The following is a 24,461-nucleotide window of genomic DNA, read 5'->3' on the forward strand; positions in this document are numbered from 1 at the left end:
TGACTGGGCGCACTGTTTGCAAGCCTGAAGATGTCTCTCGGCCTCAGCCCTGTAGAAATCTTCAGAGTAGTAGTGCTCGATCATTTCTGCTTCGGTTAAGTGCTTCATGACTTCACCCAGAGCGGCGCAAGCGATTGCCGCAATTTCTGTACTGCCCTAAAAACAGCCTGCTTGGCGGAATTCGGCGCGACTCCGAGTGCCCTGGCAATTTCCTCTGTCGAGCGGTCTTCCATGTGGCGCATCACAAAGGCAATGCGTTCGGTTGGCGTGAGCTTTTCCATGGCGGCTTGCCTTCGTACCTCGATCTCCTGACTCAACAAGAGCCGGTCGGGCCCGGCCGTGTGATCCACCACCTGGACGGCTGCCTGTTCGCTGTCATATTCCTCAGCAATCGGCGCTGCCGTCTGGGCTTTCTGCTTGTTCAATACATCGAGTGCGCAGTTCATAGCGATTCGGTAAATCCAGGTGCGAAAGTTGGACCGGGCATCGAAACCATCCAGCTTGCGATAACCTCGAAGGAATGTTTCCTGCACGACTTCATCCGCATCAGCCTCGTTTTCGGTAATGCGGAAGGCAACACGAAAGACACTCTGGCTGTGGCGTTCGACAAGCAGGCCATAAGCGTCCTTCTCTCCGGCCAGAACGCTCCGGATGAGCGCGTAGTCGTCATTCCCCATTCAGCGCATTAGACAGGATTGTGGGTTTGCGGTTAGGAAGAATTTTGGGTCGGGTGTTAATTGCGTAACCGCAATTCGACAGAGTCCACGGGTTTGAATGAGATGAGTCCTTAGGCCCGAACCTGGCCTGTGACTGGCTCGCCTCTCGACCGGCGGCAAGCCCGAGCGGCTAAGAAAATTCTCGTTAGGAGCAATCTAACGGCAGATATCGATACTCGATCCAGTCAGGGGACTCGGTGCAATCTCTCTAGGAATAGCAGCCTGATTGCTTGCTCTTGTTTACCTGGGATGGCAAAAGGGCTTTGTACAGGGCTTCTTCAACGTCGTCCGTCCATTGTGCCCCGGCAAGCATCTTGATTTTGGACCAATGTCTATTGAGCACTCTCGGATAAGCAATCCCTCTCTGAATGTTGAAAAGCTCAAAGCCTGCGGCAGTGACAAGAGCTGCCGTTGCCAGCAACATTGTGATGCACTGGAACCCGGTCATGAGAGAGAGTTGAGTTTCATGCTTAATCAAAAGGGATGAAACCACGTCGAAGATCGCTGCGGCAAAAATCAAGGCAGCGAACATGAGACTCGTGATAGCGAAACTCCAGGCCGATGCAAGGAATTTCGTGTCTAAATAAATGCGTCTGGCGCGTAAAAGTCCAAGCACAAGGCGTTCAATGTGAGGTCCACGACGCTCTCCCTTGAATTCTTCAAGGGCACTGCCGACGTCGTTTGACAACTCGGGCCTGTAGAGTTCGGTCCGCCACTTCACGAGGGCAAAATCGACAGCGCACGCTCCTATCAGTCCACAGATAACTCCACATAGGTTGAGCGAAGCAACAAGACTGGAACAGTTAGAAATCCAAAACCCGTAAAATCCCATGACAATGCCCTTACTGTGCAGAGTCAGACCATAATAGATCACCCGGTTAACTTTTAATGCCTGAATTGGGGAGGGGCGCCGGGCATGAACGTTACTAAAGTGTGCCTTGGGGAAATTATGAAGGGCTTTCTCTCCGCCATGCGATCCGCTGCGGTATCTTAGTTAAATCATTTTTGCACTATATATGGTGCAAATAGCGCCATGCCGAATGTCGTTATTACCTTTGCACTGCCGCCGCGCTGGCTGAACCCGCGCACTCTGCTCTGTCGAGCTATGCTCTGCCCGTAACTGTGACTGCCGCCGTCACTCATTTCCTTAATGCCTGATAACAAGGGCTGTTTCTCAGGTATGCCGCTGTGACCCGTCAAGAACTCTTTCTCAAATTTGACAAGAACTAGACGGCAGTTTGACGACAGGTCTTCGCTTAAATCCGTAGTGTGATTTGCGTATGGAGGAAACACGATGCGACCGATGACAAGAATGTTCGTTTTTGCGGCAGCCCTGGCAAGCACCAGCGCAGCTTTCGCACTCAGCAAGGTGACGGTCAACGTTCCCTTCAACTTTGAATCTCATGGCAAAACCTATCAGGCAGGCCAGTATGATGTACGGCTCGATGCGAGCCAGAACGTCATTACACTGACCAACCACCTCAAGCCGAGTCAGTCGGTCATGTGGTCGGCATCCCCTGCAGATTTTGGTCCGAACTCACCCGCAGTCTCGATTAAGTTCGACGACGCGGCCGATGGCACGCACGAACTGCGCACGATTCGTATCGCCACGCGGACCACACCGGTACTGGACGTACGTGAAAGACACGCCGCACAACGCGAAGTGTCCATCACGGGCGGACGGTAGTAGCAACCACCCCTTCCAGGAAGAGCCTGTATCTTCATGCTCCGATACAGGCTCTATTTTTTTGCCTTCTTAACGCGTCCGACATTTGCCCTCCTCCCTCTCCCGCCCACAAACGGATCACAAAATTATCTGGATCAAGTAGACCCGCTCTTAAGGGTAAAAACCCTTGTATGCTGGAAAACGTTGGAAAAAAGGGGTGATACACGTGAATCAAATCACGAGAAGGACATTTCTGAAGGCAGGCGCGACTGCCGCGGCGGCCTGGGGCCTCAATCACAGCCGCTTACTCGCCGACCCGCTCGGCCTGCCTGTAGGCTTGCAGCTTTACAGCGTGCGCAATCTTCTGCCGAACGATTACGAAGGGACCTTGAAAAAGCTGTCTGCGATCGGATATCGGGAAGTAGAGGCCGCCGGTTTCTTCGGGCACAGTGCAAGCGACGTAAAGGCTGCAATGGCAAACGCTGGGCTCCGCTGCGTGAGCGCGCACTATCCCATGCCCGAACTGCACAAGGACGTTGACGGGACTCTGAAGTACGCGAAAGAACTGGGCCTGTCCTATGTGATCTGCTCAACGCCTTCCGTGGCTGATCCGTCAAAGCTGGCGAGCTATCCCGGCGGAGCAGGCAAGTACTTTCAGAGCGGAATGACGGCTGACGACTGGCGCTGGAACGCCGACCAATTCAATCAGATTGGGAAGAAATTCAAAGCCGAAGGCATCCAGTTCGGCTACCACAACCACACTACCGAGTTCCACGATCTGGGCGGCGGACTCATGGGATTTGATGTGCTGCTGAAGGACACTGACCCCACCTACGTAACGCTGGAAATGGATTGCGGCTGGGTTTCGGCGGCAGGCCATAACCCGGTCACTTATCTCACGAAGTACCCGAAACGCTTCTCCATGTTGCACATCAAGGACCTGAAGCCGCCGGTTGCTGGAAAGCCAGCCGGTGACCGCACTTCGACCATCCTGGGAAAAGGAACAATCGACTACAAGCCGATCTTCGAAGCGGCGAAGAAAGCCTCTATTAAGCACTATTTTGTAGAGCAGGAACAATTCGACGGCGATCCGATGCAGGAACTGACCGCCGATTATCAATATCTGCACACGATGCAGGTTTGAAAATAGCTATCCCACCTCGATTTTCTCCAGGCGGGTACTCACAGCTGAGAAATTGTCACATTGCCGTCCGACGTGTGAATCGTCAGCGGAACGCTCCCGGCATTGACCTTACCGTGCATGTGATTACCTGAGCCTTCACGGCTGTCGTAGTGGTCCATCGTCAGAGGCAACGAGCAGTCGATGTGCCCGTCGCTCGCCGAGATGTCAAGGTCGGCGGCAAAGTCGTGTGGAACACGAATGTTTACCGTGCCGTCAGAGCTTTCGATGCGCGAGGCGGCCGTGAGTCTGGCTCCGTCGGCCAGAGCAAAGTCAAGTCCGCCATCGCTCGTGTGCAGTTGGACGGCTGAAAAGTTTCCATCCACTTTCATGTGACCGTCTGAGGAGCGCGCCTCCAGCGTCCCCGCTGCGTTCTGCAGCGTCATGTTTCCGTCGCTCGACTTGAGCCGAATCGTGCCGCGCAGGTTATCGAGATCGGCGCTGCCGTCGCCGGTGTGAATCTGAAGATCACCCTGTAGGTCGCTGGCGCTCAGGTTGCCGTCCGAAGTTTTGGCGTCAAGATCAAGCGTGCCGGGTGTTTCCACTTCAACATAGGTCTCGCCGCGATTATGCCAGCTGACATGGACGCCGATGTGCGGCTTTTCCTTAAACAAAAAGGAGACGTGGTCGCCCGACTGGCTCTCTTCCAGGCGATAATCGCTCAGCTTGCGGTCCGTGTGGACCTTGACGTTGATGGCCTTGCAGTCGCCGCAGGAGTGGATTTTCAGGTTGCTGTCTCCTGTCTCGATGGTCAGCGACGGCTTGGCGGCAATCGAATAGGTTTTCTCCCAATCGTGGTCCGTGCTCTGCGCCTGTCCCTGGGTTGCGGTTAGGACAATGGCGCATGCAGTCATGGCGGAAAGGGAATAAAGCAGGCGGGATGCGGAAGACATAGTTCTCTCCTCTCACACTGTACGCACGAGAAAACGGTTGGTTCCCGGAAAAATTCAAGGAAAGAGGCTTTCAAGCCAAAAGCTACGCAGAACATGGTTTGCTCTACTTATTATTGAGTTTTCGGGTTCATGATCCCGCTCCTCTTGCTCCGAACACGCGCGAATCCAGAGATTTGCAGCCCGATTGAGGCCACCACCAGCACCCCAAAAACAACAACCCAGGACCAGCGTCGCTTCTCAATCAGTTGATAGGCAATCCCGTGCGCCACCGTCAAAACGAAGGCCGCATAAATCCATCTCTGCAGCGATTTCCACTTCTGCCTCTGCAACCAGCGCAGGGATGCATCGTTGGAAAGCGCAAGCAGCATGCAGAACAGGAGAGCCGCTGCCAGCCCGGCATAATTCGCAAATCCAAACAGGGAATCCTGCAGTGCAGGAGGATGCAGCCGCTTGAAGAAATACATCCACATGCGTCCTCGCAGGTGCACCGTCAGTCCTACCGCCGTATGCACGATCGCCAGAATGCCTGCCCAGATCCCGGCATCTCTTCGCAAATCAAAACTAACGGGATTCGGTCTGCGCCTGATCACATTCCAGGGTCCAAGCCAAAGCGAGAGGCAAAGAAACGCCAATCCTGCATAGGCCGTTGCCATGCTCGCGCGATGCCGCACATCTGGCGGAGGAGTCGCTGTATACGTCAGCGAAACGATTGCAAATGCCAGCAAAGCAAGCCCGAGATGGCGCTTAATCCGCCGCGTCCAGTATTGGGTCATTAATTAAAGTTCTATAACACCATGACCTGAATCCAATGCTTAGAAAGCTCATTTCAAAAACGGAGAAATGATGGGCAACGAACTGGTACTCGTCACCGGTGGTTCGGGATTCATCGGCGCACACTGCATCCTGCAATTGCTCAACGCGGGTTATCGCGTGCGGACAACGGTGCGTTACCTCAAGCGCGAGCCCGACGTGCGCGCCATGCTCAAGGAAGGCGGCGCAGAACCGGACGACCGCTTGTCCTTCGTCGCCGCAGACCTCACCTCCGATGCAGGCTGGCCGGAAGCTGTCGCCGGATGCGACTTTGTGTTGCACGTCGCCTCGCCGCTGCCTCCCAGCGTCCCGAAAGACGAGAACGAGCTGATAGTCCCCGCGCGCGAAGGCGCGCTCCGGGTGCTGCGGGCCGCCCGCGACGCAGGAGTGAAGCGCGTTGTCCTCACTTCGTCATTCGCGGCAATCGGCTATGGCCACCAGCCACAAAGCGCAGCGTTCGACGAGACAGATTGGACCAATATCAATGGAGACGACCTGACCGCCTACACGAAATCCAAAACTCTGGCCGAGCGCGCAGCATGGGATTTCATCGCCCGGGAAGGCGGCAGCCTGGAGCTTGCCGCCGTCAACCCCGTAGGGGTCTTCGGCCCGGTTCTTGGGTCCGACTACTCCGCATCCATAATCCTCATCCAGCGCCTTATGGATGGCGCATTGCCCGGCTGCCCCAAACTCGACTTTGGTGTCGTCGACGTGCGTGATGTCGCCGGCCTGCACCTCCTCGCCATGACTCATCCCGCTGCCAAAGGTGAGCGCTTCCTTGCCGTCGCCGGCGACTTCATGTGGATTCGGGAAATGGCAAAGGTCCTGAAAGACCGGATGGGTGCGTCGGCGAAACGAGTGCCATCCCGCGAACTTCCCAACTGGCTGTTACATCTCGCTTCGCTCCGCGACCCGGCCATAAAGCTGATCCTTCCCGAACTCGGCAAGGTGAAGAACGGCACCGGCGAAAAGGCAATCCGCATGCTCGGCTGGGCGCCGCGTTCAAAAGAAGATGCGCTCGTCGCTACAGCAGAAAGCCTGTCACGGCTTGGGCTGCTGAAAGCATAAAGAAGGGACGTGGATGGCGCCGGGTGCCCCAGAGCCCGCCCTGAGCGCAGTCGAATGGTCTTCGAGAGACCTGGGTTTGGAAACGGTCCCTGAATGACGTTGGGTAGAAGCACCGGGCTTCAGCCCGGTGAATCGACGGCAAAATCAAAGGGGTTTAGCCCCGGTTAGCCCTGGATATGGAGTGCTGGGGTTTGAACAACTAGACCAGCTCGTAACCGGCAAAGAAATATCCGATTTCAAACTTTGCCGTGTCTTCTCCATCCGATCCGTGGATGGCGTTCTCTTCAATCGACCCGGCATACTTCTTGCGGATCGTGCCTTCCTCGGCGTTGGCGGGATTGGTCGCGCCCATCAGCTTGCGCAGATCGGCGATGGCGTTTTCCTTCTCCAGCACAAGCGGGAAAATCGGCCCTGATGACATGAAGTCGGTCAGCGAGCCGAAGAAAGGCCGCTCCTTGTGCACGTAATAAAATCCCTCGGCCTGCGCCTTGGAAATGGACGCCTTCTTGATGGCGACAATCTTGAAGCCCGCCTTCTCAATCTCGGCGAGAATGGCTCCGGTATGGCCCTTGCGGACCGCGTCTGGCTTGATGATGCTGAAGGTGCGTTCTGACACCTGGTTGGTTCTCCTTGCAAAATTTGCGTTAGTTTTAGTGTAAATGAGCACTTTGAGGCACGTCAGCGGTGGCTCTTGATGGGAACTTGAATCATATGAGTGGTTAATGGAAACCTTGCCCAGTTGTTTTCGGTTTGCCGGTAATCCGCCCGGAACCGCGAGCCGAACGGTTCGAGGCCGTTGCCACTGGCTAATTGGCTGACCAAGGTGGGACGACGTTGTTCATGCGGGCGTAGGCGATGAGCTGGCCCATGTGCTCGTTAGCGTGAACGATGATGCGAAGATACATGCCGTCAACGGTAGCGTGGTAGTAATCGTACTGGATCGGGACCTTGGTTGCGAGGTGCTCCGGTGTCTCCTTGAGATGCGCCTGCCGAACAGCTTCGAGGGAACGCTTGAGCCAGGCGATGACGTCAGCCTTGGAAGTTACGGTCTTTTCGGCGTCTTGCTTAAGGTCACGAGGCATTTTGATGCCCGTGATGGAGAGCAGGCCGAAGTTGGCAATGACGATGTGCATGATAACTTCGCTCGTCGAGCGGACGCCGGGAGCGGGACGCCACGCGTAGTCCTTCTCCGGGATGGCTTCGGCGAGGGCGAGGAGCTGATAGGTGGCGTGGTGCCATTCGCCATCGTAGCCCTGCCAGAGGCCTTGCATGTCGAGCTGCTGGGCGGTTTTCTGCGGGACGGTGTTGGCCTGGGCGTGGGCGGGGTGGATTGGGATGAGAATTAGGGCGAGGACGGCGAGGGAAGTACGGCGCATGTAGGCGATCCTTTCTGTTTTAGCGAGTTATGGGGCTGGCGGTGAATGCGCCTATGTTTTATCCCGGTCCCCAAAACTAAGAAAACCACACCTTTCGTCTTCGTGTTTCGGTGCAGGCTACAACAGAACCGCTGTGACGGGGCCTTATCACTGAGCATCTGCACATCCGTTGTTGTCGAGTAGCCGGCAATCTTGAAGTTACCCTGTGGGCTGGTGAAAGTCTCTGGTTTGCCGGTCATACGAGACGAACCAGGGTTTGCTTCCGCTTATGTTAATGGCACATGGCTTTCTCGCACGTGACAGAGTAGAGGAGGTTGCAGCGAAGGTCCGAACTCAGGCGAGAGTCATGAGCAAGGGGAGGCAAGGTATGAACTCAACCAAAACGACAGCAAGGATCGCGGGTCTGCTGTACCTAGTGAACGCGGTGACCGGCTTTTTCGGCATCATCTATGTTCCCGGCAGACTGATCGTTTCTGATAACGCGGCTGCGACGGCCAGCAACATTCTCGCTTCCGAGAGGCTTTTCCGCCTCGGCGTCGTCTCGGAGCTGATTTGCGCAGCCGAATTTGTCTTTCTGCTGTGGGTTCTTTACCGACTACTCAGCGCAGTGAACAAGACGCATGCGTCGCTGATGGTGATCTTTGGTCTGGTCTTCGTTCCCATTATGTTCGTGAATACGCTAAGCGAGATCGCTGCCCTGACGCTCTTGCGCGGCTCCGATTTCCTGTCGGTGTTCGACCAATCACAACGTCAATCCCTGGCCATGCTGTTCTTAGGTTTGCATCGCTACGGGTTCGTTGTCGGCTGGATGACTGGCCTCTACCTTTTCCACTTCGGGGTTCTTGTATTTAAGTCGGGTTTCCTTCCTCGCATCCTGGGTGTCCTGCTGATCGCTGCATGTTTCGGCTACTTGGCGGATAGTCTTACGCCATTGCTTCTGCCAAGTTACGAAGATGTTGTGGGCTGGATTGCGAACATCCCGTTGACCCTGGGGGAACCCGCGATAATCTTGTGGCTCTTGATTCGGGGAGCAAAGGATCAACCATTGAAAGCTGCAGCATAAAAGTGAGTCGAATTCTGGCGATGCGCTTCACGTTCGACGATTCTGAGCGAGTAGTCGACAATCCGGAAGTAACCTATCACCTTTTCGAAGTCAGGGACGTGAGGTCTTCGGACAGGTGGTCCATTCAAGCCTGGTTTTGGCTTGAGTGGGGCAGTTCCACTGTTGATGAGAGCCTTCCCACTGCGCGTTCCCGCTTTCTCGCGGTCCATTCAGATTCAATTTGAATGTGTCCCTATGTCCATGTTGCGTAATGAAGAAAACTGCCCCACTTTTTGGTCTCATTGGGGAATTGAGGAACGTTGCAGGCTGCCTTCGAGATGTATTCAGCCCAAAAAAGGAGAAGGACCGCCACGAACGGCGGCCCATTCTCCTTTCACGCAACGTCTGGGGGTATCAGTGACTATGCGGCTTCAATCTTGGTTACGTGAATCGTGTTGTTTGCAGCTTCCAGCGTTCCGGTTACCTTCACTTGTTTGCCGTCGTACTTCTTCGCTTCATCCTGGTTGTCAAGGAAGTGTCCGGATAAGTGGCCGTCCGTCGTTTGGCCGGTAACCAGAGCGTACTTTCCGTCCTGGAGCTTGAGGATCTTACCCGTGAATGTTTTGCTTTGCTGCTCCTGTTGCTGTTGGCTCTGATCTTGGTTGTTGCTACCTTGGGCAGGTAAGCCGGGGGTGAATGCACAGAGGACTGCCGCCATGAGAAGTGGGATAGTCCCTTGAAGCTGATTGCCTTTTTTCATTATTCCTCCTCCTTTCTGTCTATTCACTTGCATTCAGTTAAGACGATCGCCCTGTCAACGAATGTCAAGCGTCCTCGAGGAATCTTCTTCGCCCCTCCTGACAGAAGCGCAGGACCTGCTCAGGAACGCAGTACCTGCTCAGAGGCGAAGTACCGGATACAGGTTGCCCATCCGCGTTTTTTCGCACAGCTGGAAACACAACCGCAACTCGTTGATTCTACGGATCACGGATCGCCCAGGAAGCGCGCCTTTCATCAAACTTTCACCGGAGTGAAAAAGCAGAGGTCTTTGGAACTTGGGTTGTCACCGCTGGCCGGGTGGCCCATTCAAGCCTGGTTTTGGCTTGAGTGGGGCAGTTCCACTGCCGACGATGCGCCCTACTGTTGATTCCCGCTTTACAGGATTGCAGCTTCTCCACAAATCGCCGATGGTGGGATATTGAAATCGCAGTTCAGAGGATCCAGAAGCAGCAGGTTTTCCGGACGGCAAAAGGCGGCTCGCCTGTCCCGGGTTCAGGCGCAATTTCCTACCCGAAACTTCACATCCTTCTTCGCTGCTGGCGAGTGGCAGCTGCCGCGATTCTGGTAGATCGCAACTGAGCACATCCGGCAGCCAGAGCCTGCAAAAATTCTAGGGTGTCAAATACGAGCTCACGATGGTGATTCCGCAGCTGCGCAGTGGTCCGAACGCCATCGTCCACTGACGGATCTTGCGCGCTCACGGGCTTTACATCTCGTCGGCCCTGCCAGTTTCTCTTCGACCAGTCTGACTCCAGCCATGCCTTCAGATCAGCAACGCGAGCGATGACTGCGCTTTTTGCGGCTGCCCCCTTCGGTCTACGCACGGGGAGTCCGTATATCTGCTCCCAACGCTGCACAGTACGGACGCCTCTACCGAGATAATTCGCAATGTCCTTCCAGCACGTAAGCACTGCATCATTCGCAGTCGCACGAACCCCCGCGACCTCTATGCTGCCTTCCGGTACGTCCGGTAGATCGCCAAAATGGCGATTCAGTCGCTCACGCAGGACGGTTAGCCTTTTCATCAGAAACTCATACTGCCCCCGAGTCAAGGTCGTGCGCGGAAGAAGCTCCACGATGGTGTTGTAGGCATCGCTGGCGGCCTGAAACCTGCGCCCACGGTCCGCTTCCCTGGCTGAATCATCCTCCGCCCTGCTAAGGAAGGTTAGCGCCGCTTGTGAATCAATCAACAGAAAATCAATGACTACCGCATTTGCCTGTTCCTGGATTTCTTCGATTGGACTCATTGGGTTGCCCGATAGGTTTGGATGCTGAACTTTCACACATGGGGGGACCTTTCTTTTATGCCGCAGAGTTGCTGGGCTTTGCTCCTGGGAGCCGATGGCGAGCGTTGAGATTTTGGGCGCACTGAAATCTGGCGATCTGCAAGACGTTGGCCTCCGGCAGCAAATGCTGTTTCGACTGTGCTGGACGCCTTAAGCGATTCATCAAGATGACGCACTCTGCTATCCAGTTGAGCAAGCAGCCTCAGAAGTTTTTCTGTGGCATCCGGCGAAATGTGGTCAGGCTCGTGGATATGGCGTCTGACTACCTCGACGTGTCGCCAAAGCGTGGACATGCTATGACGAACGGACTCAATCGAACCCCACTTCGATTTCATTTCCAAAAGGTCGCAAATGTTAAGTGCAGAGATAATTTGCGCGCGAATGGAATCGGTGCGGACCTTCTGCGATTGCTGCCGCAATTGATATGCGAGGCGAATCGGAGCTATCGCATCATTCATTTGCTTACCTCCCTCCTAGGGAGGGAAGGCAGGACTTGATCGAGAGTTGTCTCTACCACCTCTAAACTTCATTCTGGTCGCGGAATGACGAAAAACGCAACCTCCCAGTGAGTTCCACTTCCCTTATTCAGGCCCAATTTCTACGCGACCCTCTCTCGTCCTGTTGGCTTCCTTCAGTTCTCCCGTGCGGCGGCTTCCAGCGCGGGCAGGTCCATCTTGATCATCCCCATCATGGCTTCCATGGCTTTGGGGTGGCTGATCAACTCGCCGATATTGCGCGGCACAACCTGCCAGCACAGGCCGAAGCGGTCTGTGAGCCAGCCGCAGGCCATGGGTTTGCCGCCTTCGACCAGCTTGTCCCAGTAGCTGTCGATCTCTTCCTGCGAGTCGCAGCAGACGAAGAACGAGAAGGCGGGATTGAGTTGATACGCGGGGCCGCCGTTGAGAAAGACCATCTCCTGACCTTCAAGCTCAATCGTGATGGTTGCAATCTTGCCCGCGGGCCAGGGGCCGACGCCTTTGGAGCGCAGCTCGTCGAGCTTGCGTGCGTGCGGGAAGACGCTCAGATAAAACTCGGCGGCCTCTTCGGCGTTGTCATTGAACCAGAGGAATGGGGCAACTTTATTCATGACTGGCATGGTATCAGTCCTGTGATTGCCGATTTGCTTTACAGAGTAGAAGGCGCAGCTACAATGGTGCTTCGTAAATGTAGAGACCCTCTTCCGATGGGAGGAAGACATGCTTCGTTTGACTCCGTTCCTGCTTTTTGACGGAAACTGCGCCGAGGCCATGAAGTTCTATTCCGCCTGTTTCGGCGCCGATCTGACCCTGACGCGACTCGGGGACACTCCGATGAAGGAGCAGTTTCCCGCGACGCAGCACCATAAGATCGTGAATGCATATCTGAAAAGCGCCGCGATTGAGTTTTCTGCCACGGATTGGCTGCACCCCACACGAAAACCGCAACAGGGGAACACAACGGCGATGTATGTCACCTGCACAGAATTTCATGATCTCCGGGGCATCTTCGACAAGCTGTCAGACGGCGCAGACAGAGAGTTTCTGGTCGACCTCCGGGACATGCCATTCGGAGCGTATGGCCGGCTGACCGACCGGTATGGTGTGGAGTGGTTCTTCAGGGGAGAGAAGCCTGTCTCGTGATTTGGGCCGTGATCCGTTCAAGGCCTGACGATCATCTTTCCTACGGCATCGCGATATCCACTTGCTATGGCGAAGGCCTCATCGATCTTCCCGATCTCCCGTCTGTGTGTAAGCAGAGGCGCAAACCAATCAGCATGTGCATCGAGTAACTCCAGAGCCTCGGGTGTCTCATGGTTCGATCTGCGCACGTTGAAAATGGTGAGTTCCTTACGCCTCATCGCTGACCCATCCAGCGATACAAAGGGCGTGGAATGGATGCCTGTCAGTACGACACGACCAGCGTTGCGAGTCATCTGAATCGCCTGGCTGGTGGTATGTTCTCCGGCTGCGCAGTCAATCGCGCAATCAACACCGCGCCTACCTGTATTTCTGAGGATTTCCTCAACGGCTTCTCCGGGTTCGAGTACAACATCTGCGCCGATTCCTCTGGCCAATTCGCGGCGATGCGCCAGCGGTTCCACAGCCCAGATTCGTGCTGCCCTCGCAGTCCGGAGCGCGGCAATCGTCAGAAGTCCGATGGGTCCAGCCCCGATAACGGTTACCGTTTCGCCCGGCTGGATTGATGCGAGGCGCAGAGAATGCAGAGCAACCGCGAGAGGCTCGGCCAGAGTGGCTTCATCGAACGACATCCTGTCAGAAATGGGAAGGAAGTTGGCAGCCGGCAAGTTGATCAACTCACGAAAAAAACCAGGATGGTGAGGGTTGCTCAGGAAGCGGATGTTCGCGCACACGTTGTGGTGACCGCTCAAACAGAATTCACAGTGATAGCAGTAAAGCGCGGGCTCAAGCGCGCCGCGGTCGCCTGCCGCGAGTCCTGTAACACCGGCACCCGTCTTCACGATCCTTCCCGCGGGCTCGTGCCCGAGCACCATGGGATAAACATTGGGAGTGCTGCCCACAGCGCCTTCGGAGTAGGCGTGTAGATCGGAGCCACAGATGCCTACGGCCTCGATCCGGACCTGCACTTCGCCTGGCGCGGGATCTTCAAACGGCATCTCGACAAGCCGGAATGTCTGAGGACCAATGAGTTCCGCAGCTCGCATCGAATACTCTTCTCCGACGATACCTCATCCGCCGGTGTGAACCCAATCGAGATTCGCGAGGTCTTCCTGTGTGTCAATATCGATGCCGCCGCCGGGAAATTCGATGGTGGAAATTTGACCGGAGAAGCGCTGGATTACCAGGCGCGCGCCTTGATCGCCCGCGACTTTTAATAAATCAGGGTAGAGCTGCTTGTCGAAGATGGCAGGTACGCCGAATCGGCCAGCGTAGCTCGATGCAGTGATCAGGGAGTTCTTTTCTGCTCCGACGCGCAGCAGGCGGGAGAGAATGTCTACCGAGAGAGATGGCTGATCGCAGAGCAGGATCAATGTTTTTTGCGGCTCGGGCGTCTCGTTCATCATCGTGCGGATTCCGCTGCGCAGCGATGAAGCCATGCCGGATTGCCAATCCGGATTGAGCACCGGTTTTGCTTCCAGATCGTGAAGCTCCTTGGACATGCGCTCGGATTCAAATCCAAGAACGACAAAGATCGGGCTGCAGCCGCCCTTCGCTGCAAGCCTTACCGTGCGACGCAACAGGCTCTCGCCATCGATCTCCAATAGTTGTTTTGGTTGGCCCAGCCGGGTAGAAGCCCCCGCTGCGAGTACGATGGCCCCGCAGCTAGACGGCGCCGCGGCATTAGACATGGTTAAGAGCGGTATGGATGTGCTCGCGCAACTGCTTCTTCAGCGACATGCCCTGCCGCCCATTCCGCACCGCAACGATTTCCGTCACGATAGAAAGCGCAATGCTTTCCGGCGTGTGTGCGCCAATGTCGAATCCCACCGGAGCATACAAACAAGCCAGGCATTCTTCAGGAGTCATGTCCAACTGCGCGGCAATCTCTCCTACCAGCCGTTCCGTGCGCTGACGCGGCCCGAGAACGCCCAGATACTTCGGTTTGTGCGGGAGCAACTGCCGCAGGATCGCCCGGTCCTGCTCATAGCTGTGCGTCAGCAAAACGAAAGCGTCCTCAGCGTCGATAGATAATTCCCACAACGGCTCAGCTTGGTCATAGTCAAGCACAACGGTGCGGTCCGCCTGCCGGAAGCGTTCGCCGCGAGCCAGTTGCGAGCGCCCGTCGGCGACAGTCACATGCCATCCCAGCGTGTGTGCGAAGTCCGCGAGCGGTTTCGCGTCATCGCCCGCTCCGAAAATCGTCAACGCCGCACATGTGGGGACATATTCAACAAAGACTTCGGTTGCGCCAAGCGTCGCGTAGAAAGAATGCCGCGCATCAAACGCGCGTATTGTCAGATCACTAATATCCGATAAAGCCGCAGACGCGGGCGACCGGAATACCGTATCTCCATCCTGAGGCTGCACCAGCAGCGTCAATGCATGATCTGTATCCGTAACAATTACAAATGGAGTCCGCGCGCTCAGGTTCGTGTCCAGCGCATTCAGCACCGCGTGAGCAGCCTCGCCGCGTTCCAGCAGAACATATACAGTACCGCCGCAGCCCAGCCCATACGGCGCAGGAGAATCATCATCGAAAAAGCTGCTGTAACGCTGGATCATCGGCCCGTTTTCAGTAAGCCACCAGGCCTTCTTCATGACCTCGGCTTCCAGACAGCCGCCACTGACCGTTCCCGCGCGCCGACCGCCGCGCGTGAGCAGCATGCGCGCTCCCGGCTTGCGATACGACGAGCCTTCGACGCGCACAACAGTAGCCAGGCAGACCTCTTCGTTCCCGGCCTGCGCCGCGCGCCACAGCTCTACGATTTGTCGCAGCTCCGGCATGGCTATGCGTCCAGTTTATTCTTGGACGACGGCTTTCACCAGATTGCGCGGGTTGTCCACGTCGATGCCGCGCAGCACGGCGGTAAAGTACGCCATCATCTGCAGAGGAACAACTTCGAGGATCGCAAGCAGGTATTCGCTGGCATGCGGCACCGGGACCGCGAAGTGCGCAAGCTTCGGCACTTCGTCATCGCCTTCTGACGCCAGCGCCACAATCTCAGCGCCCTGCGCCTGCATGTCTTTCATCAGTTGCAGCGTCTTTTCATAACGCAGAATGGAATCCGGATCGCCGCGGTCCTGCGTGGCAATCATCACCAGCGGCGCGTCTTTGCTGACCAGCGCGTTCGGACCGTGCTTCAACTCGCCCGCCGGGTAGCCCTCGGCCTGCACATACGCCGATTCCTTCAGCTTAAGCGCTCCTTCGCGAGCAATGGCGTAATGAATTCCGCGTCCCAGGTAGAGAAAGCCGCGCGCGTTGCGCGTATGCTCGGCGACCGCGTGCAGGTGCTTTTCCCAGCCCTCCAGCGACGACTCCAGCAGCCGCGGCAGTTCTTCCAGTTGCGCAATCAGATTTGAAACAGCGTGGCCCGTCATCCTGCCGCGCAGCCGCGACATGGAAAGCGTCAGCAGATAGAGCACCACAAGCTGCGTGGTAAAGCTCTTGGTCGCCGGAATCGCCTTTTCCCGCCCGGCCACCGTCGGCAGCGAAGCCGCGGCCTCGCGCGACATCGTTGATTCGGCATTGTTGGTAATAGCAACTGTCGAAAGTCCGCGCGACTTGCCTTCGCGCAGCGCGGCCAATGTGTCGGCGGTCTCGCCCGATTGCGAAATGACGATAACGCCGGGGTCCTGCAGCGTGTGGGTCGAGCGGTAGCAGTATTCGCTGGCGTACTCCACGTCGACCGTCAGCCCGGCCAGGTCTTCGAGCATAATCTCGCCCGCAAGGCCGGCGTGGCGGCTCGATCCGCTGGCGGCAATCACCACGCGCTGGTGCCCGCGCAACGCTTCGGCGACGGCGGCAAATGCCTCCGGGTTGAGCGCGCCATCGGCGACGTAATTGCGGATAGTGGCGGCAAGAGCTTCGGGCTGCTCGTAAATCTCACGCAGCATGGCGTGCGGAAAGTTGCGCGGCATGGCCGTCCTTTTAGTTCCCTCAGGGAATGTGTGCAGCCCTATTCTCTCGCATCCCAACCTGTATGTACAACTAGAGAGGTTGGACCAATCCGCACCTTCGCGGGTTGCTCATGGTGAGAGGCCCACACTACGCCATCAAATGGAGACGTACAGTCTGCTTTAAGCATGATTCGTCTGCGCCAGAGATACAGTCTCGGAGATACTGTTTTCGAGGAAGGCGTTGACGGCTGAATCGACTCCCGGGAAGATTCGATCCTTGCCTAATCGATCCGTAAATCCGCTGCGATCCAGAAGATCGTGGACTCTGTCCGTGACACGCGCAAGATAGAGCACGATATTTGACTCTCTCAATTCGGTGCGAAGTTGCTCCAGCATTTCCAGGCTGGTGACATCTATTTCCGGAGTGGTTTCAAGGTTGATCAGAACAGCATGCAGTGGCACTCCCGCTGGTTTGGTCAATTCACGCAAGCGGTTGTGGATACGATTCGCGTTTGCGAAGAAGAGCATGCCATTGGGTCTGACGATCAAGAGATGCGGAATCTGCTCGGCCTCGGGATGACGCTCGACATCTATGAAATTTCCAGGCGAACCAGGCAATCTTCCGAGTACGGAATCCTGCGGAATACTTAGCTTCCACATCACTATGACCAGTGTTATGCCAACCGCGAAAATCAGCCCTTTGAGAATCCCCATCTGCAGGACGCCAACCAATGCAATCAGCGAAATCCAGATACTGCCGGTGCGTAGCCTGGCGTAGTACTTGAGCGTGCCAATATCTGCAAGGTGAGCTACGGCATGAACGACAATTGCGCCCAGAACCGCCTCGGGCAAATTGCTGATCAGAGGCAGCAGGAATGCGAGCGTGACGCCCACAAACACTGAGGATGTAATGGTCGAGAACTGCGTGCGCGCACCCCCGCTATCATTGGCCGCTGTGCCGGACATGCCTCCGCCTACTACAATCCCTCCGACCAGGCCCGACGCAATGTTGGCCGCACCCATGGCGCAAAGTTCCTGATTCGGATTAATTTCATACTTGTGTTTTGAGGCAAAGGTGCGAGCCGCCGCAAGCGCTTCAGCCGTTAGCACGAGCACAATCCCGATGGACCCCACAAAGATTGCCGCCAGATTGTCTTCGCCTATCCTTGGCAGTCGCAGCGAAGGCATGCCTGCTTGAATTGTGCCGACAACCTCGACATGATGCTGTTTCAGACCAAGCCACGAAGCAGACAGAACACCGAGTACCAGCACCACCAGCGCCGACGGTATTCGAGGAGCGAATACTTCGAGAAGAAACATTACCGCTATCGCCGCCGCACCGACTGCGCATGTCCAGGGATTCATTTGTTGAATGGAAGCCAGAGCATGATAGGTCTGATGAAAGAAATTTCCCTGACCTCCCGAAATACCCGTGAGTTTATGCGCCTGCTTCACCATGATGGTAAGGGCCAGACCAAAGACAAAGCCTTTGAGGACTGGCCTCGAAATAAACTCGGATACAGACCCCAGCTTCAGCAATCCTCCAGCTAGGAAAATGAGGCCAACCGCAACGGTTGTAGCAGAAGCAAGCAGGACATATTGCGCGGGGTCACCCACTGCGAGAGGCGATACCAAAGCTGCGAGCATCGCTGCGGAAGATGAAGTTGAAGTAACTGCAAGCTGACGGGATGTGCCAAAAACGGCATAAACAAACATGCCTGCTGCCGCAGCATACAATCCCATCTGTGGGGGAACCCCCGCTATGCCTGCATAAGCCATTCCCTCAGGCACAAGAAGACCGGCCAGTGCAATTCCGGCGAGGATATCCAGCCGTGTCGACGCAGCCGAGCAATTCGGCAACCAGCCGCTGATAGGAAAGAGTCGGGATATGCTCCATTGAGACATTCGCCTCTCCCGAAAACAATACCCTCACTCAGCCATTGATTCGATTCAATCCTACACTCCATCCGCGGTGAAACAACTCCCAAATTATCCGACGGCAATAGGCTTGAGAAATGGACTCCCGCCTCTTGCTGTCGATTAATGTGCCGGAATTGTGACCACAGGTAGATTTTGCCGAGGACCTGTATCGATCATGGTGAATAACTGCAACAAATGTGCAAAAGACATCTTCGAAACAAGATCGTCGTCGTCGATCCAGAACCAATTGTTACGATAACGAACAGTCACAAAGGGGTCGTTTGGTTTCTGTTTTGAGCTTCGTACACGAATGATCGGGGTGATCCCTGGCACGTCGTGTCCGGTCTCAAAGCCTGGGAATGCCTTGTGTTGGGCTTGATCCTCCGGGGGAACCTCCACTTGCGCCGCCATATCCTTGATCAATTCAATGATTGAGCGTGTCTGGACTGCGACTTCTGTATCGCTGGAGGGCAACGGAGCGGATGTTAGCCGAAATTCCGTGACCGCTGGGTTCAAATGCAACAACCGCCGCAATTCAGCAATATCAGCCTGAATCTCGGCTGGGATGTCTTTGGTACGAAGCGTAAGGATCTCGGTCGTCTCCTTGCTCGCGTTCTCTTTGACATAGAGCCTGACGGCCCCTGAGAGCTGAATGTCTCGCATCAGTGCCCTCACTCGATGAAAGTCGGGGTCAGCGGGCCTAATGCCGTTCAGGCTGACGCTTTGATTTCTCAGGCCGTTGATGGATGTGAATGTCTCAAGCAGAATTGAATCGGCGGGCAAGCCATTCTGCATGGCTGTGAATAGCTCCTCGGGCGCCAGGGGGGTGATCAGCCCCTTGATGTAGGCGTTACCGGTCAACGGAGTGTAGGTAATTGTCGGGCTGTTGGACAACCCTACCGTACCACCCAGCGTCGCATTGCTGCCTCCACTCGGCGTGATTGTTCCGCCAACCATTCCGGTCTGTGCCAGCGTGTAACTGGCCACAATGTTTCCCACATCAACAAAGATAGGCGGGTCGATGTAGCGTTTTTTAACGATGTTCAACAGTGTCTCCTCTTTCCAGGAATCGGAGAGGGAGGCGCTGTATGCGGCACGATCGTGGGGTAGCGACTGCGGCCCCATCTTGGAATGGAGACATCCTGTCAAGCAGCAGACAAGAACGAATGAGGCCATCACCAATGGTGTGGTCATCATCCGTATCGCGCAAGGTCTTGAAGACATCATTAAGCTCCATCGATTACAGCGACGAGGAACGTCGATGGTTGCGGTTTGTCGTCTTCCGGCGCTAGCAAATGATTTTAGACCTATTTCAAGGTGAATCGCATCTCCTTTTTGCTGAACTATCTCCCTGCTATCACAACCACCCGTTTCGTCTAGGTACAACTCGTGCATCCTCGGAGAGCAAATCTAGGCTTATACTTGTGCCGGGCCATCTTCAACGATTCGCTGTCATTGTTCGCGATAACGCATCGCGAATAATTGCAGTCCCCATCCACGGAATTGGAAGGAGATTGCTATGATCCAACAAAAGACTTGCTATCGACTCACGAGGGCGGTATTCACCCTTATCACTGCGGCTCTGTGCTTCGTCTCATTGGTAGCGCGAGCGGATAGTGAAAGCGAAAGAATCACCGACGCCGGTCGGGTATTTCAGGAGCTTATCACCGGGAACCCTGGCATACCCCAAAACCTGCTGAACAAGGCCGATTGCATCATCATACTGCCATCGGTGAAAAAGGCCGGGCTCATCGTCGGAGGCCAATACGGCAAAGGAGTCATGAGCTGCCGAAGCGGTGCGAACTTTAATGGCAAATGGAGCTCACCGATCATGATGCAGTCCAGCGGTGGAAGCTTCGGTCTCCAGATTGGCGGAGAAGCAACGGACTTCGTCGTCCTCGTGATGAATTCCGACGGTGCGCGCTCGGTGATGAAAGGCAGGGCCAAGCTCGGTGGGGATGCCAGCGTTGCGGCTGGTCCTGTCGGGCGCGATGCGGAAGCTTCAACGACTGCTACGATGCAAGCCCAGATGCTTTCCTACTCCCGTGCGAAAGGCGTTTTTGGTGGCGTTTCGCTCAGCGGAACCTCTTTAGGCCCTGATGATGGCGATAACGAGAAGGTATACGGGAAGAAAGTCTCAGGACCGGAGATCTTTTCGGGAAGCGTACAGGCACCTGCATCCGCTCAGGTTCTACTATCCGAGTTGCATAAAGCCTCGCCGCAGAAACTTGCTAAGTGAAAGTCCTGATTCGCCTTGCAACGAAGAGTCCCCTCTAGGGTGGAAGTCAGCAAGCACCGACTTTCCTACCCCAAGGGTCGGCTTGGTGAAACTGGGGCGCTGAATGAGGCCACCACCAAATGGTGTGGTCATCATCCGTATCGCGCAGGGTCTTGAAGACGTCATTAACCTCCATCGATTACAGCGACGAGGAACATCGATGGTTGCGGTTTGTCGTCTTCCGGCGCTGGCAAACACGTTACTTTGAGGTGTTGCGGTTGTCTGCTGTCAATTTTGCTAGTTGCTCTGCCACTCCCTGCCCCCCGATACTTATCGGATTCAATGGACTTCTCGCGACTAAAGCGGCTGGCTGTCTTTTCGGGCTCAGAGCAGGAGCAGCGTGCCAAGCGTCGCTACTTGCGTATCGGTGGAATCGCGCTCGCGGTTCTGGTACTGATCCTGATCCTGCTTCCGCTCTTCATTAATGTGAACAGTTTCCGGCCAAAGGTGGAGTCGGAGGCAAGCGCGGCCTTGGGACGCCAGGTCACCGTCGGGAATCTGAGCCTGTCGATCTTCTCGGGAAGCGTTGGCGCGGAGAACATCGCTATCGCCGACGATCCCGCATTCAGCAAGTCGCCATTTGTGACGGCAAAATCGTTGAAGATCGGGGTTGAACTGATACCCCTGATCTTTTCGAAGCAACTCAACGTAACTGACATCACGCTCGACGAACCGCAGATCATGTTGCTAAAAGCTGCAAACGGAAAATGGAATTTCTCGAGCCTCGGTGGAGCTTCCACGAAAAGTGAGCCCGCGAAAAGCGAAGGAGCGAAACCGGCGAATTTCTCGATAGCGAAACTGAAAGTGAGCAACGGAAGGTTGTCTGTAGGCAAGGCAAACTCTGCCGCCAAGCCGGCAATCTACAATAATGTAAACATCACGGTTACGAATTTCTCTTTCACCTCGCAGTTCCCCTTCGAGTTAACAGCGCAGCTGCCCGGAAGCGGTGATGCCAGCATCTCGGGGAAAGCAGGTCCCATCAATGCTGCGGACGCCTCCAAGACTCCGTTGGAGACGACGGTAAAGGTGAGCAACATGAACATCGCTGGCTTGGGCATGATTGACCCTGCCAGCGGCATTGCAGGAATTGCGGACTTTGATGGGACGCTGAATTCCAATGGTAGCCAGGCTAAACTCGTGGGTCTATTCACCGGCAACAAGATGAAATTCTCGCCTAAAGGCACCCCGGCTCCGAAAACGGTAACCATCCGGCAAAGCGTCGATCTCGATCTCGACAGGCAGAGTGGAACCATCAGCCAGGGCGATATTGCTATCGGCAAAGCGCAAGCGCATCTGACGGGAACTTTTCAAACCCAGGGCGAGGCAGAAGTAGTCAACCTGAAACTTAATGCGCCCAACATGCCGGTAGATGAACTGCAGGCCATGTTGCCGGCGATGGGGGTGGTCCTTCCGTCAGGATCACAACTGAAAGGTGGGACGCTATCGGCGGAACTCGGAATCACAGGAACGCTGGACAAACTGGTGATCACAGGACCAGTCCGGCTCGCCAACAGCCAGTTGGCCAACTTTGACCTGGGGGCGAAGTTGGGAGCACTGTCGGCATTTAGTGGCAAAGCTGCATCGAGCCGCGACACATCGATACAAAACGCCAGCCTCGATGCACGCGTAGGGCCGGAGGGCACACAGGCAAATAACATCAATCTCACGGTGCCAGCGATCGGTGTCGTCACGGGGGCGGGAACCATCAGTCCAGCTGATGCACTGGCTTTCAAGATGGTGGCCAACCTGAGTGGGGGAATGGCGGGTGGGCTAACGAAAGTTGCCGGAATAAGCGGCGGCCAGAACGGAATTCCCTTCGCGATCGAAGGAACCACCTCAAGCCCGAAATTCGTTCCGGACGTGGGTGGAATAGCCGTAGGCTTGGCAAAGGGTGAACTCGGTAATGTTGCCAAGGGACAACCGGCAGGAGGTGCACTCGCCAAAGGTGTAGGTGGATTGCTGGGACATAAGAAGCCGTAGGGAGGGCGCTGATGCAACTCAGAAGAGTGACTCCAGTTCTTGTGGCGGCCTTTTTGCTCTCTTGTTTGACGAGTGCAGCGGATTCACCCGATCAGAAGAGGGACAAGAGTCGTAAGATGGCAGCCCAAACCCTGCAGGATTTGTACAAGCTGCAACCGACGTCTCAGGCGGCCATCCAGAAAGCGTCCGGATACGCCGTTTTCAACAACATGGGAACGAACCTGTTGCTACTGAGTACGGCGCGCGGCGCAGGAATCGCCGTCAACAACAAGACCAGGCAGGAAACGTTCATGAAGATGATTTCGGCCGGCGCTGGTCTGGGCATCGGCGTAAAAGATTATCGGGTGATCTTCCTATTCGAGACCGGTAAGGCATTGGCAGATTTTCTCAACTCAGGCTGGTCGGGTTCGGCACAAACAGACGCTGCTGCCAAGGCGGGTTCGAAGGGTGAGGCTTATTCCGGAGCGGTGGAAGTTGCTCCAAATGTATGGGTCTACCAGATTACCAAGAATGGTCTCGCACTCCAGGTAACCCTGCAGGGCACGAAGTATTACAAGGACGACGACCTCAACAAACCATAGGTCGATCCCTCTCCAGAGCTACAGCGTAAATCAGTCGCACTTTTTGAAATAAGGAGGCTAATGGCACTGAAATCGCGCCATTACAGTGTCGCTGCCTGGCTGATTCCATTGTTGTATGCCACTGCGGCCCTGGTCGTAGGTTTTACTGTTCCCCGACTCGCATACAACGTCTTGCCCGGCTTGGTTTCTACCGTCAGCGTAAATGCGGCGATCGGCATTTACTCGGCAGTTGCTTCCGGCATGATCGCGCTGACAGGCATCGTTTTTTCTCTCACTTTCGTGATGGTGCAATTCAGCGCGACCGCCTATTCCCCTAGACTAGTTCTCTGGATTGCACGAGATCCGGTCGTGTCCCATTCCCTGGGCGTATTTACGGCGACTTTTCTCTATGCCATTGCAGCCTTGGCTTGGGTCGACCGGAGCGGTTCTGGCGGGGTTCCGCTTTCGGGCACAGTTTTCGTGACGGCGTTACTTATTGTCAGCGTGGTTATGTTCATTTTCCTGATTCAGCGAGTGGGCATGCTTCAGGTAAACCGCATGCTCATTTTCACGGCGGATCAGGGACGCGAAATTATAGAGAATCTCTACCCGCCACTTGAGACGCTTCCATCTCAGACTTCAACAGAGATCACCCAGGCACCATGTTTTCAGACTCTTCTCCACTGCGGAAAGCCACGCATTATCCAGGCGGTGGACATTCCTGCTCTGGTCGGTATCGCCACCAGGAACGGGTGCATCATTGAATTAGTCGCGTCAGTGGGTGACGCCGCTCTGGAAGGCATACCCGTTCTCAGAGTTTTGGGTGTGGGCAAGCCGATTCCCGAAGACAGGTTGAGACTCGCGATCAGACTCGGCGCCGAGCGCACCTTCGAGCAAGACCCCAAGTATGCCATCCGTCTACTTGTGGACATTGCAATCAAAGCCCTGTCGCCGGCAATCAATGATCCCACCACTGCGGTACAAGCACTCGACCAGATTGAAGATCTTCTCAACCGCCTCGGTCGCCGTCGCCTGGAAATCGGATCGTTCTGCGATGCGGCTGGCAATCTCCGGCTCTTAATCAACTTCCCGGCATGGGATGATTTTCTTCGTCTCGCCTTGGATGAAATTTGCCTTTATGGTGCAAGCAGCGTCCAGGTCATGCGACGCATGAAGGCACTCGTTGCCGAGCTCATTTCCATCTTGCCTGAAGAGCGTCATTCCGCGCTTCGCGAATGGCAGAGGAGGCTGCAATCCACGATCGATCATTCCTTTGCCAACCAGCAGGACAAATTGGATGCATCCGCTGAAGACCGCCAGGGCCTTGGCAGCACGCGTCGCAAATGGAGCAATGAGTCACCCGATGTGCACGGAGTATAGTCACGCTCAC

24 protein-coding genes are annotated in these 24,461 nt (G+C 55.6%); 9 read left to right on the forward strand and 15 right to left on the reverse strand.

Going from position 1 to position 24,461, the window contains the following annotated elements; all coding sequences use genetic code 11:
• Window positions 1–104: 104 nt before the first annotated feature.
• Window positions 105–677, reverse strand: a complete 573-nt coding sequence (locus VEV40_RS07905; protein WP_324831393.1) for an RNA polymerase sigma factor — start codon at window positions 675–677, stop codon at window positions 105–107.
• Between the two features lie 247 nt (window positions 678–924).
• Window positions 925–1,404 (reverse strand): hypothetical protein, encoded by a 480-nt coding sequence (locus VEV40_RS07910; protein ID WP_324831395.1) that lies wholly within the window; start codon window positions 1,402–1,404, stop codon window positions 925–927.
• A 606-nt stretch (window positions 1,405–2,010) separates the two neighbouring features.
• Between VEV40_RS07910 and VEV40_RS07915 the strand changes: the two genes are divergently transcribed.
• A complete protein-coding gene (locus VEV40_RS07915; RefSeq protein WP_324831396.1) occupies window positions 2,011–2,403 on the forward strand; it encodes a hypothetical protein in 393 nt (130 codons plus the stop codon).
• A gap of 205 nt (window positions 2,404–2,608) precedes the next feature.
• Complete coding sequence (locus VEV40_RS07920) at window positions 2,609–3,526, forward strand: sugar phosphate isomerase/epimerase (RefSeq protein WP_324831398.1); 918 nt, start codon at window positions 2,609–2,611, stop codon at window positions 3,524–3,526.
• 38 nt (window positions 3,527–3,564) lie between these two features.
• Here VEV40_RS07920 and VEV40_RS07925 read toward each other — a convergent pair whose 3' ends face one another.
• Both VEV40_RS07925 and VEV40_RS07930 read right to left on the reverse strand, forming a co-directional pair.
• Window positions 3,565–4,455 (reverse strand): DUF4097 family beta strand repeat-containing protein, encoded by an 891-nt coding sequence (locus VEV40_RS07925; protein WP_324831400.1) that lies wholly within the window; start codon window positions 4,453–4,455, stop codon window positions 3,565–3,567.
• 110 nt (window positions 4,456–4,565) lie between these two features.
• Window positions 4,566–5,228 (reverse strand): hypothetical protein, encoded by a 663-nt coding sequence (locus VEV40_RS07930; protein WP_324831402.1) that lies wholly within the window; start codon window positions 5,226–5,228, stop codon window positions 4,566–4,568.
• A gap of 67 nt (window positions 5,229–5,295) precedes the next feature.
• On the opposite strand from VEV40_RS07930, the gene VEV40_RS07935 reads away from it, so the two are divergent.
• Window positions 5,296–6,333 (forward strand): aldehyde reductase, encoded by a 1,038-nt coding sequence (locus VEV40_RS07935; protein ID WP_324831403.1) that lies wholly within the window; start codon window positions 5,296–5,298, stop codon window positions 6,331–6,333.
• Window positions 6,334–6,532: 199 nt separating this feature from the next.
• Here the strand turns inward: VEV40_RS07935 and ndk are convergent, their stop codons facing one another.
• A complete protein-coding gene (gene ndk, locus VEV40_RS07940; protein ID WP_324831404.1) occupies window positions 6,533–6,949 on the reverse strand; it encodes a nucleoside-diphosphate kinase in 417 nt (138 codons plus the stop codon).
• 190 nt (window positions 6,950–7,139) lie between these two features.
• A complete protein-coding gene (locus tag VEV40_RS07945) occupies window positions 7,140–7,709 on the reverse strand; it encodes a DinB family protein (protein ID WP_324831406.1) in 570 nt (189 codons plus the stop codon).
• A 367-nt stretch (window positions 7,710–8,076) separates the two neighbouring features.
• Between VEV40_RS07945 and VEV40_RS07950 the strand changes: the two genes are divergently transcribed.
• Window positions 8,077–8,772, forward strand: a complete 696-nt coding sequence (locus VEV40_RS07950) for a DUF4386 domain-containing protein (protein ID WP_324831407.1) — start codon at window positions 8,077–8,079, stop codon at window positions 8,770–8,772.
• A 400-nt stretch (window positions 8,773–9,172) separates the two neighbouring features.
• Here VEV40_RS07950 and VEV40_RS07955 read toward each other — a convergent pair whose 3' ends face one another.
• The 3 genes from VEV40_RS07955 to VEV40_RS07965 all read right to left on the reverse strand — a co-directional run bounded on the left by VEV40_RS07955 (window position 9,173) and on the right by VEV40_RS07965 (window position 11,904).
• Window positions 9,173–9,511, reverse strand: coding sequence for a DUF5818 domain-containing protein (locus tag VEV40_RS07955; RefSeq protein WP_324831410.1), 339 nt, complete (start codon window positions 9,509–9,511; stop codon window positions 9,173–9,175).
• 538 nt (window positions 9,512–10,049) lie between these two features.
• Window positions 10,050–10,778: a hypothetical protein gene (locus VEV40_RS07960; RefSeq protein WP_324831412.1), complete on the reverse strand. Its 729-nt coding sequence runs from the start codon at window positions 10,776–10,778 to the stop codon at window positions 10,050–10,052.
• Between the two features lie 670 nt (window positions 10,779–11,448).
• Window positions 11,449–11,904, reverse strand: coding sequence for a VOC family protein (locus VEV40_RS07965; protein WP_324831414.1), 456 nt, complete (start codon window positions 11,902–11,904; stop codon window positions 11,449–11,451).
• Window positions 11,905–12,013: 109 nt separating this feature from the next.
• Between VEV40_RS07965 and VEV40_RS07970 the strand changes: the two genes are divergently transcribed.
• Window positions 12,014–12,436 (forward strand): VOC family protein, encoded by a 423-nt coding sequence (locus tag VEV40_RS07970; protein WP_324831415.1) that lies wholly within the window; start codon window positions 12,014–12,016, stop codon window positions 12,434–12,436.
• Window positions 12,437–12,453: 17 nt separating this feature from the next.
• On the opposite strand, the gene VEV40_RS07975 is transcribed toward VEV40_RS07970, so the two are convergent.
• The 6 genes from VEV40_RS07975 to VEV40_RS08000 all read right to left on the reverse strand — a co-directional run bounded on the left by VEV40_RS07975 (window position 12,454) and on the right by VEV40_RS08000 (window position 19,300).
• Window positions 12,454–13,479, reverse strand: coding sequence for a zinc-dependent alcohol dehydrogenase (locus tag VEV40_RS07975; RefSeq protein WP_324831417.1), 1,026 nt, complete (start codon window positions 13,477–13,479; stop codon window positions 12,454–12,456).
• 24 nt (window positions 13,480–13,503) lie between these two features.
• Window positions 13,504–14,124: a nucleotidyltransferase family protein gene (locus tag VEV40_RS07980; RefSeq protein WP_324831419.1), complete on the reverse strand. Its 621-nt coding sequence runs from the start codon at window positions 14,122–14,124 to the stop codon at window positions 13,504–13,506.
• On the reverse strand, window positions 14,117–15,220 hold the full coding sequence (locus VEV40_RS07985; protein WP_324831421.1) for an XdhC family protein: 1,104 nt from the start codon (window positions 15,218–15,220) through the stop codon (window positions 14,117–14,119). Before VEV40_RS07985 ends, VEV40_RS07980 begins: the two co-directional genes overlap by 8 nt.
• A 15-nt stretch (window positions 15,221–15,235) precedes the next feature.
• Complete coding sequence (locus VEV40_RS07990) at window positions 15,236–16,354, reverse strand: SIS domain-containing protein (RefSeq protein ID WP_324831424.1); 1,119 nt, start codon at window positions 16,352–16,354, stop codon at window positions 15,236–15,238.
• A 159-nt stretch (window positions 16,355–16,513) separates the two neighbouring features.
• Entirely contained in the window at window positions 16,514–18,238 is a 1,725-nt protein-coding gene (locus VEV40_RS07995) for a SulP family inorganic anion transporter (protein ID WP_324831426.1), read from the reverse strand.
• A 135-nt stretch (window positions 18,239–18,373) separates the two neighbouring features.
• On the reverse strand, window positions 18,374–19,300 hold the full coding sequence (locus tag VEV40_RS08000; protein ID WP_324831427.1) for a hypothetical protein: 927 nt from the start codon (window positions 19,298–19,300) through the stop codon (window positions 18,374–18,376).
• Between the two features lie 472 nt (window positions 19,301–19,772).
• Here VEV40_RS08000 and VEV40_RS08005 point away from each other — a divergent pair, with 472 nt between their 5' ends.
• From VEV40_RS08005 to VEV40_RS08020, 4 genes are all read left to right on the forward strand, one after another.
• Window positions 19,773–20,492 carry a lipid-binding SYLF domain-containing protein gene (locus tag VEV40_RS08005; RefSeq protein WP_324831429.1) on the forward strand — a complete coding sequence of 240 codons (720 nt, stop codon included), beginning with the start codon at window positions 19,773–19,775 and terminating at the stop codon, window positions 20,490–20,492.
• Window positions 20,493–20,813: 321 nt separating this feature from the next.
• On the forward strand, window positions 20,814–22,511 hold the full coding sequence (locus VEV40_RS08010) for an AsmA family protein (protein ID WP_324831430.1): 1,698 nt from the start codon (window positions 20,814–20,816) through the stop codon (window positions 22,509–22,511).
• Window positions 22,512–22,627: 116 nt separating this feature from the next.
• Entirely contained in the window at window positions 22,628–23,092 is a 465-nt protein-coding gene (locus tag VEV40_RS08015) for a YSC84-related protein (RefSeq protein WP_324831431.1), read from the forward strand.
• 60 nt (window positions 23,093–23,152) lie between these two features.
• Window positions 23,153–24,451: a DUF2254 domain-containing protein gene (locus tag VEV40_RS08020; protein ID WP_324831433.1), complete on the forward strand. Its 1,299-nt coding sequence runs from the start codon at window positions 23,153–23,155 to the stop codon at window positions 24,449–24,451.
• The last annotated feature ends 10 nt before the right edge of the window (window positions 24,452–24,461 follow it).

It is taken from the genome of Alloacidobacterium sp., assembly GCF_035631355.1.
Lineage (GTDB): Bacteria > Acidobacteriota > Terriglobia > Terriglobales > Acidobacteriaceae > Alloacidobacterium.

Coding starts and splice junctions, on each gene's coding strand:
- VEV40_RS07945 (WP_324831406.1), bottom strand. CDS start 7,709: ATGCGCCGTACTTCCCTCGCCGTCCTCGCCCTAATTCTCATCCCAATC.
- VEV40_RS07915 (WP_324831396.1), top strand. CDS start 2,011: ATGCGACCGATGACAAGAATGTTCGTTTTTGCGGCAGCCCTGGCAAGC.
- VEV40_RS08005 (WP_324831429.1), top strand. CDS start 19,773: ATGATCCAACAAAAGACTTGCTATCGACTCACGAGGGCGGTATTCACC.
- VEV40_RS08010 (WP_324831430.1), top strand. CDS start 20,814: ATGGACTTCTCGCGACTAAAGCGGCTGGCTGTCTTTTCGGGCTCAGAG.
- VEV40_RS08020 (WP_324831433.1), top strand. CDS start 23,153: ATGGCACTGAAATCGCGCCATTACAGTGTCGCTGCCTGGCTGATTCCA.
- VEV40_RS07905 (WP_324831393.1), bottom strand. CDS start 677: ATGGGGAATGACGACTACGCGCTCATCCGGAGCGTTCTGGCCGGAGAG.
- VEV40_RS07970 (WP_324831415.1), top strand. CDS start 12,014: ATGCTTCGTTTGACTCCGTTCCTGCTTTTTGACGGAAACTGCGCCGAG.
- VEV40_RS07995 (WP_324831426.1), bottom strand. CDS start 18,238: ATGTCTCAATGGAGCATATCCCGACTCTTTCCTATCAGCGGCTGGTTG.
- VEV40_RS08015 (WP_324831431.1), top strand. CDS start 22,628: ATGGCAGCCCAAACCCTGCAGGATTTGTACAAGCTGCAACCGACGTCT.
- VEV40_RS07985 (WP_324831421.1), bottom strand. CDS start 15,220: ATGCCGGAGCTGCGACAAATCGTAGAGCTGTGGCGCGCGGCGCAGGCC.
- VEV40_RS07975 (WP_324831417.1), bottom strand. CDS start 13,479: ATGCGAGCTGCGGAACTCATTGGTCCTCAGACATTCCGGCTTGTCGAG.
- VEV40_RS07965 (WP_324831414.1), bottom strand. CDS start 11,904: ATGAATAAAGTTGCCCCATTCCTCTGGTTCAATGACAACGCCGAAGAG.
- VEV40_RS07935 (WP_324831403.1), top strand. CDS start 5,296: ATGATGGGCAACGAACTGGTACTCGTCACCGGTGGTTCGGGATTCATC.
- VEV40_RS07930 (WP_324831402.1), bottom strand. CDS start 5,228: ATGACCCAATACTGGACGCGGCGGATTAAGCGCCATCTCGGGCTTGCT.
- VEV40_RS07960 (WP_324831412.1), bottom strand. CDS start 10,778: ATGAGTCCAATCGAAGAAATCCAGGAACAGGCAAATGCGGTAGTCATT.
- VEV40_RS07990 (WP_324831424.1), bottom strand. CDS start 16,354: ATGCCGCGCAACTTTCCGCACGCCATGCTGCGTGAGATTTACGAGCAG.
- VEV40_RS07950 (WP_324831407.1), top strand. CDS start 8,077: ATGAACTCAACCAAAACGACAGCAAGGATCGCGGGTCTGCTGTACCTA.
- VEV40_RS07955 (WP_324831410.1), bottom strand. CDS start 9,511: ATGAAAAAAGGCAATCAGCTTCAAGGGACTATCCCACTTCTCATGGCG.
- VEV40_RS07980 (WP_324831419.1), bottom strand. CDS start 14,124: ATGTCTAATGCCGCGGCGCCGTCTAGCTGCGGGGCCATCGTACTCGCA.
- VEV40_RS07925 (WP_324831400.1), bottom strand. CDS start 4,455: ATGTCTTCCGCATCCCGCCTGCTTTATTCCCTTTCCGCCATGACTGCA.